This is a genomic window from Micrococcus sp. APC 4021, from assembly GCF_030407635.1.
Classification (GTDB): Bacteria; Actinomycetota; Actinomycetes; order Actinomycetales; family Micrococcaceae; genus Micrococcus; species Micrococcus luteus.
Map to the genome: position 1 here is coordinate 21,919 of NZ_JASDCZ010000018.1, position 6,182 is coordinate 28,100.

At 74.5% G+C, this 6,182-nt stretch carries 5 protein-coding genes; 3 read left to right on the forward strand and 2 right to left on the reverse strand.

From position 1 onward, the window contains the following. Positions 1-5 precede the first annotated feature (5 nt). A complete protein-coding gene (locus QL983_RS03125) occupies positions 6-1,427 on the reverse strand; it encodes an LLM class flavin-dependent oxidoreductase (protein WP_020621436.1) in 1,422 nt (473 codons plus the stop codon). A gap of 520 nt (positions 1,428-1,947) precedes the next feature. Here QL983_RS03125 and QL983_RS03130 point away from each other — a divergent pair. The 3 genes from QL983_RS03130 to QL983_RS03140 are packed head-to-tail and all read left to right on the forward strand — an operon-like array spanning position 1,948 to position 4,675. Further along, positions 1,948-2,796 (forward strand): ABC transporter ATP-binding protein, encoded by an 849-nt coding sequence (locus QL983_RS03130; protein ID WP_036317077.1) that lies wholly within the window; start codon positions 1,948-1,950, stop codon positions 2,794-2,796. Next, complete coding sequence (locus tag QL983_RS03135) at positions 2,793-3,812, forward strand: aliphatic sulfonate ABC transporter substrate-binding protein (protein WP_036317079.1); 1,020 nt, start codon at positions 2,793-2,795, stop codon at positions 3,810-3,812. The genes QL983_RS03130 and QL983_RS03135 overlap by 4 nt, the downstream gene beginning before the upstream one ends. Then, positions 3,809-4,675: an ABC transporter permease gene (locus tag QL983_RS03140; RefSeq protein ID WP_036317100.1), complete on the forward strand. Its 867-nt coding sequence runs from the start codon at positions 3,809-3,811 to the stop codon at positions 4,673-4,675. Before QL983_RS03135 ends, QL983_RS03140 begins: the two co-directional genes overlap by 4 nt. Before the next feature lie 31 nt (positions 4,676-4,706). Here the strand turns inward: QL983_RS03140 and QL983_RS03145 are convergent, their stop codons facing one another. After that, a complete protein-coding gene (locus tag QL983_RS03145) occupies positions 4,707-5,963 on the reverse strand; it encodes an acyl-CoA dehydrogenase family protein (protein WP_063189897.1) in 1,257 nt (418 codons plus the stop codon). Positions 5,964-6,182 lie beyond the last annotated feature (219 nt).

Genomic DNA, 6,182 nt, shown 5'->3' on the forward strand with positions numbered 1-6,182 from the left:
TCACCCTACCGGCGGCGCAGGGCGAAGGATGCGCCGTGGTGGTTCTGCGGCAGGTGGTCGCCGCGGCCGAAGAGCTTGTGGCGCAGCGTGCCGTCCGTGTACGCGGTCTTGTAGCGGCCGAGCTTCTGCAGCGCCGGCACCACGAACTCCACGACGTCCTCGAAGGCGCCCGGGGTGATGTGGTAGGCGAGGTTGAAGCCGTCCACGTCGGTCTCGTCGGCCCACTCGACGAGCTGACGGGCCGCGGACTCGCCGCCGCCCACGATCACGGGGCCGAAGCCGCCGATGCCCACCCATTCGGCGAGCTTGCGCACGGTCCACTCCTCATCCGTGCCGGAGGCCTTCTGGAAGGTCTCCACGGCGGACTGGATGGCGTTCGACTTCACGTCCCCGATCGGCTCGTCCAGGTCGTACTGGGACAGGTCGATGCCCATCCAGCCGGACATGAGCACGAGGCCGCCCAGCGGGTCCACGTACTGCGCCAGGTCGTCGTACTTGGCCCGCGCGTCCTCGTCGGTGGCCCCGGTGACGATCGTCTGCATCGCGAAGATCTTCACGTCGTACGGGTCACGGCCGGCGTCCACCAGGGCCTGGCGGATCTTCTTCACGGTGGCGGCCGCCAGCTCCTTCGTGGGGGAGTTGATGAACACGGCCTCGGCGTGCTTGCCGGCGAAGGCGCGGCCGCGCGTCGAGGCGCCGGCCTGGTAGATCACGGGGGTGCGCTGCACGGACGGCTCGGTGACGGCGTGGCCGGGCACGGTGAAGTACCGGCCCTCGTGGGCGATGTCGTGGACCTTGGCCGGGTCCGCGAACACGCCGGACTCCTTGTCGTAGACGACGGCGTCGTCCTCCCACGAGCCCTCGAGGAGCTTGTAGACGACGTCGAGGTACTCGTCGGCGTGCTCGTAGCGCTCGTCGTGCTCCATCTGGTCGTCCTGGCCCATGTTCTGGGCGGCGGAGGGCAGGTAGCCGGTGACCACGTTCCAGCCCACGCGGCCGCCCGTGAGGTGGTCGAGCGTGGCGAGGCGGCGGGCGAACGGGTAGGGGTGCTCGTAGGCGGTGCCGGCGGTGACGCCGAAGCCGAGGTGCTCGGTGACCGCGGCCATCGCGGAGACGAGCAGGAACGGGTCGTTCACGGGGGTCTGCGCGCCGGTCCTGATGGCGGCCTCGGAGGTGCCGCCGTACACGGAGTACGGGCCGAGGACGTCGGCGATGAACAGGCCGTCGAACAGGCCCTTCTCCAGCGTCTGCGCCAGGTGCGTCCAGTAGCCCAGGGTGTTGTAGTCCCGGGCGTGGTCGTCGGGGTGACGCCAGAGACCCGGGGACTGGTGGGCGACGCAGTTCATGTCGAATGCGTTGAAGAGGATCGCGCGGTGCTCGTCCGGGCGGGTGGGTGCTCCGGCCCCGGCGTTCTCGGCGGTGCTCATGGGTCTCCTTTCCAGGGCCGCCCGGTCGCAGGGGCGCGGCCGGGCGAGCGACGGTTCCGCACCATGCAACGCTGACGCGGCCGGCGGTGGAAGCCGGTCCGGCCCAGGGGTTCATGACGGCCCCGCCGGGCCCGGCCACGCGTGCGGCGCCCGGTTCGTGACATGCCCCGACCGTGACGGAGGGCACGTCCGCGGGTGGCGTCCCTGCGGCGACTCAGCGGCACCCCAGCGCTGAGCCAGTGACGTCCCAGCGCTGAGCCAGTGACACCCCAGCGCTGAGCCAGAGAAATCTGCTGCCTCCACCCTACGGAGACGACCGAAACGTCTGGCTCGGCGCTGGCTCGGCGCCGGCTCGGCGCGGGATCGGCGCGGGGCCCGGCGCCCCCGGTGTGACGCCCGTGCGGCCCTCCGGCGCCGGCGGCGGGGCAGACTTGCAGCCGACCGGGCCCGCGGTGGTCTGTTTGGCATCCGTCTCCGTCCGGCGCCGACACCGACGACGCAGCGACGATGGGAGCCCTCCATGAGCGTGCACGCGCCTTCCCGTGCCACCGCCTCCACCCCGGTCCGGGACGAGGACCGCCACAGCCTCGACGTCGTCTTCCGCGGCGTCGGGCGCACGTTCCCCACCGCGGACGGACCACGCGTCGTCCTGCGCGACGTGGACCTGACCGTGGCGCCCGGCGAGGTGCTCGCCGTGATCGGCGCCTCCGGCTGCGGCAAGTCCACGCTGCTGCGCGCCGTGGCCGGCCTGGACCCGGACTTCGACGGAGAGCTGCTGATCGACGGCTCGCCCGTGCGCCCCTACGACGAGCGCACCGCCGTCGGCTTCCAGGAGCCGCGCCTGCTGCCCTGGCGCACCCTGCGCCGCAACGTGGAACTCGGCCTGCCCCGGGGGCTGGACCGCGCCGCGGGCCGGGCCCGCGTGCAGGAGCTGCTCGAGCTCGTGGGCCTCGCGCCCTTCGCGGAGCACCGCCCCCGGGAGGTCTCCGGCGGCATGGCCCAGCGGGCCTCGCTCGCCCGCGCCCTGGCCCGCCGCCCCGGCGTGCTGCTGCTCGACGAGCCCTTCGGCGCCCTCGACGCCCTGACGCGCCTGAAGATGCAGGACCTGCTGCTGGACGTGCACGCCGCCACCGGCACCACCGTCCTGCTCATCACCCATGACGTGGAGGAGGCCCTGCAGCTCGCCGACCGCGTGCTGCTGCTCTCCCGTGACGTCCCCGTGCCCGAAGGCGCGGCCCGCCCCGGAGCGACCGTGGGGCGGATCGTGGACGTGCCGGGGGCCCGTCCCCGCGACCGCGCGGACGCCCGCCTGGCCCGGCTGCGCTCCGAGCTCCTCGAGGGCCTCGGCGTCGAGAGCCACGCCCGATGAGCGGCACCGGCACCGCACGCCTGACCCGTCGCACGGCGCTCGGCCTGCTGGCCGCGTCCCTGCCCCTGGGCCTGAGCGGATGCGTCCTGCAGGGTGAGGCGGGGGCCGGCCCGGTGAATGACCGGGACACGCTGAGCATCGACTACGCCACCTACAACCCGCTCTCCCTCGTGATCCGCCACCAGGGATGGCTGGAGGAGACGCTCGCGCCCCGCGGCGTCCGGGTGAACTGGGTGTTCTCCGCCGGCTCCAACAAGGCGAACGAGCTCCTGCGCTCGAACTCCGTGGACATCGGGTCGACGGCCGGCTCGGCCGCGCTGCTGAACCGGGCCAACGGAGCGCCCACGCGCATCGTGGGCATCGCCTCGCGACCGGAATGGTCCGCGCTCATGGTCCCGCCCGGCTCGGACATCACGGACGTCGCCCAGCTCGCGGGCCGCACGGTGGCCGCCACGCGTGGGACGGACCCGTACTTCTTCGCCGTGCAGGCACTCCAGGCCGCCGGGGTGGACCCGGCCGACGTCGAGATCCAGAACCTGCAGCACGCCGACGGCCGCGCCGCCCTCGCCGGCGGCTCGGTGGCCGCGTGGTCCGGGCTCGACCCGATCATGGCCAAGGCCGAGGCCGAGGGCGCCCGCTTCCTGTACCGGGACCTCGCCCTGAACACGTTCTCCGTCCTCAACGCCACGGAGTCCTTCCTCGAGGAGGACCCGGAGACGGCCCAGACCGTCCTGGACACGTACGAACGCGCCCGCGCCTGGGCGCTCGAGCACCCGGACGAGACCGTCGGGATCCTGGCCGAGGCAGCAAAGATCTCCCCCGACGTCGCCCGCACCGTGATCCTCGAACGCACCAACGCGGACGTCAGCCCCGTGCCGGGCCAGGAGCTGCTCGACGCCCTGACGGGGGTCGGACGGATCCTGGTCGACACCGGGTCCGTCGACTACCAGCACCAGGTGGACGCCGCCCTGGCGAGCATCCTGGACACCCGTTTCGCCGAGGAGGCCATCCGATGAGCACCGCCCCGACCACCCCCGCCGCGACGACGGACCCCGAGGCACGCGAGCGGTCGGGTCACGACGACGGCGACACGGGGGCGCGCCGGCGGCACCGGTCTCGGCTGCTGGAGCGGCCCGGCGCCCGGGCGGTGGTGGGGCTGGCCGTGCCCGCCGTCCTCCTGGTGCTGTGGTGGGCGGTGACGGCCGCCGGGCTGCTCTCCGCGGTGCAGCTGCCCTCGCCCGGGGCGGTGCTGAGCGCCGGCGTCAACCTGCTGGAGCGGGGCGACCTGTGGCTGCACGTGGGGATCTCCACCCAGCGCGTGCTGCTGGGCTTCCTGCTCGGCGCCGCGCTCGGGCTGGCCGTGGGGTCCGCGCTCGGGCTGTCCCGGTGGGCGGACGCGCTGTTCGCCCCGCTGATCGGGGCGCTGCGCGCGGTGCCCTCGCTGGCCTGGGTGCCGCTGCTGATCCTCTGGATGCAGATCGGCGAGGAGTCCAAGGTCACCCTCATCGCGATCGGCGCGTTCTTCCCGGTGTTCACCACCGTCTACGCCGCCCTGCGCCATGTGGACCCGCACCTGGTGGAGGCCGGTCGGGCCTTCGGCTACCACGGGCTGTCCCTGCTGCGGACGGTGCAGCTGCCCGCCGTGGTGCCGGCCGTGTTCTCCGGCCTGCGGCTGGCCCTGGCCCAGGCCTGGCTGTTCCTGGTGGCCGCGGAGCTGATCGCCTCCTCGATGGGCCTGGGCTTCCTGCTCACCGACTCGCAGAACAACGGACGCACGGACCGCCTGATCCTGGCGATCATCCTGCTCGCCGTGCTCGGCAAGCTCACCGACTGGCTGCTCGGCCTGCTGGAGCGCCGGGCCCTGCGCCGCTGGGCCTGAGCCCGGCACGTCCGGCCGCCCGGTCGTCGGGTCAGTCCCCCTCGGGGACCTCGCCGGCCGACGTGTAGGCGGTCGGCGGGGTGCCGTTCACGAGCCAGTCGCCGGCCATGCGCACCTTGAACGCCGCCGGGTCGTGGGTGGCGAGGGTGCGGGCGTTGCGCCAGTGCCGGTCGAGCCGCAGCGTGGCCGACGTCGCCGACGCGCCGAGCGTGTCGAAGATGCGGGTGCACACCTCGAGGACGGCCTCCGGCACCACGGCCTGGGCCCGGTACGCGGCCGCCATCGCCTCGGCGGACGCCGCCACGACGTCGGCCTCCGCCGGGCCGGCCCCGTCGGCGCCGTCCTGCCCCTCGTCGAGCAGCCGCCCGATCTCGCGCACCATCAGCTCGGCCGCGGCCTGCCGCCCGGCCAGCTGCCCCATGATCTCGAGGAGCTGGGGGTCGTCCTTGGGCAGCGCGGCCGTGCCGGTGTTGAAGGTGCGGCGCCGCTGCCGCAGCAGCTGCGTGCCCTCCGTGAGCGCCGCCCGGCCGATCCCGGCCTGCAGCGCCAGCAGGGTCGCCTCCATGAGCACGGGCACGGGCCCGTCCTGCCGCGGCACCTCGAGCAGCTCCTCGGCCGCGGCGTCGTCGAGCACCACGGACCCGGTGGCGGTCAGGCGCTGGCCGAAGCCGTCCCAGTCGTCCTTGATGCCCACGCGCGGCTGACGCACGCGCACGACGGCGACGGCCCGGTCCGGCTCGCGGACCGCGCCCCCGGCCCGCTTGGAGTTCCGGCGGGAGACGAGGTCCGCCCCCTCGATGCCCACGGTCGCGGCGGTCCACGTGGCGAAGGCCGAGCCGGTCGCGTAGTACTTCTGCCCCCGCACGACCCAGGTGCCGCCCTCGTCCCGGCTGGCCAGGGTGGCGGCACGGCCCGGCGCGGCCCCGCCGGCGCGTTCGGCCAGGGCGGAGCCGGCCCAGTCCCCGTCGACGATGTGCCGCAGCCACCGCTCCCGACGGGCGGGCGCCTGGTCCATGGCCGTGGCGATGAACACGAGGTGGGAGCGCCAGACGTGCGCGGTGTTCACGTCCCGGGCGGCCAGGTCCATGAGCAGGCGCAGCACGGTCTCGCTGCCGCCGCCCTCGCCGCCCGCGTCCTCGGGGACACCGACCTTGCCGAACCCGGCGGCCTGCAGCTCCGCGAGGGCGGCGAACGGCAGGTGCCGGCCCGCCTCGCGGGCCCGCTCGCCGTGGGCGACGGAGTCGAAGGCGTCGGCGTACCGGGCGGCGAGGGTGGCGTAGGTGGTCATGGACCTACTCTGACACGCGCGGGCGGCCCGGGGGCCGGGACGCCCCGGCCGTGGGACGGGGTCCACACCGGCCGCCGTCGCCCTGGCCCGCGCCGGACGCCCGCGGGGCCCCGGCGGGCCGAGCATGACCGCCGGTGACGACGGCGGGCGGGGCGCCGTCGTCGTCGTCCCTAGCCTGGTCGGACCCGCCGACCAGGAGGACCGCCGCCCATGACGCCC

Coding starts and splice junctions, on each gene's coding strand:
- QL983_RS03125 (WP_020621436.1), bottom strand. CDS start 1,427: ATGAGCACCGCCGAGAACGCCGGGGCCGGAGCACCCACCCGCCCGGAC.
- QL983_RS03130 (WP_036317077.1), top strand. CDS start 1,948: ATGAGCGTGCACGCGCCTTCCCGTGCCACCGCCTCCACCCCGGTCCGG.
- QL983_RS03135 (WP_036317079.1), top strand. CDS start 2,793: ATGAGCGGCACCGGCACCGCACGCCTGACCCGTCGCACGGCGCTCGGC.
- QL983_RS03140 (WP_036317100.1), top strand. CDS start 3,809: ATGAGCACCGCCCCGACCACCCCCGCCGCGACGACGGACCCCGAGGCA.
- QL983_RS03145 (WP_063189897.1), bottom strand. CDS start 5,963: ATGACCACCTACGCCACCCTCGCCGCCCGGTACGCCGACGCCTTCGAC.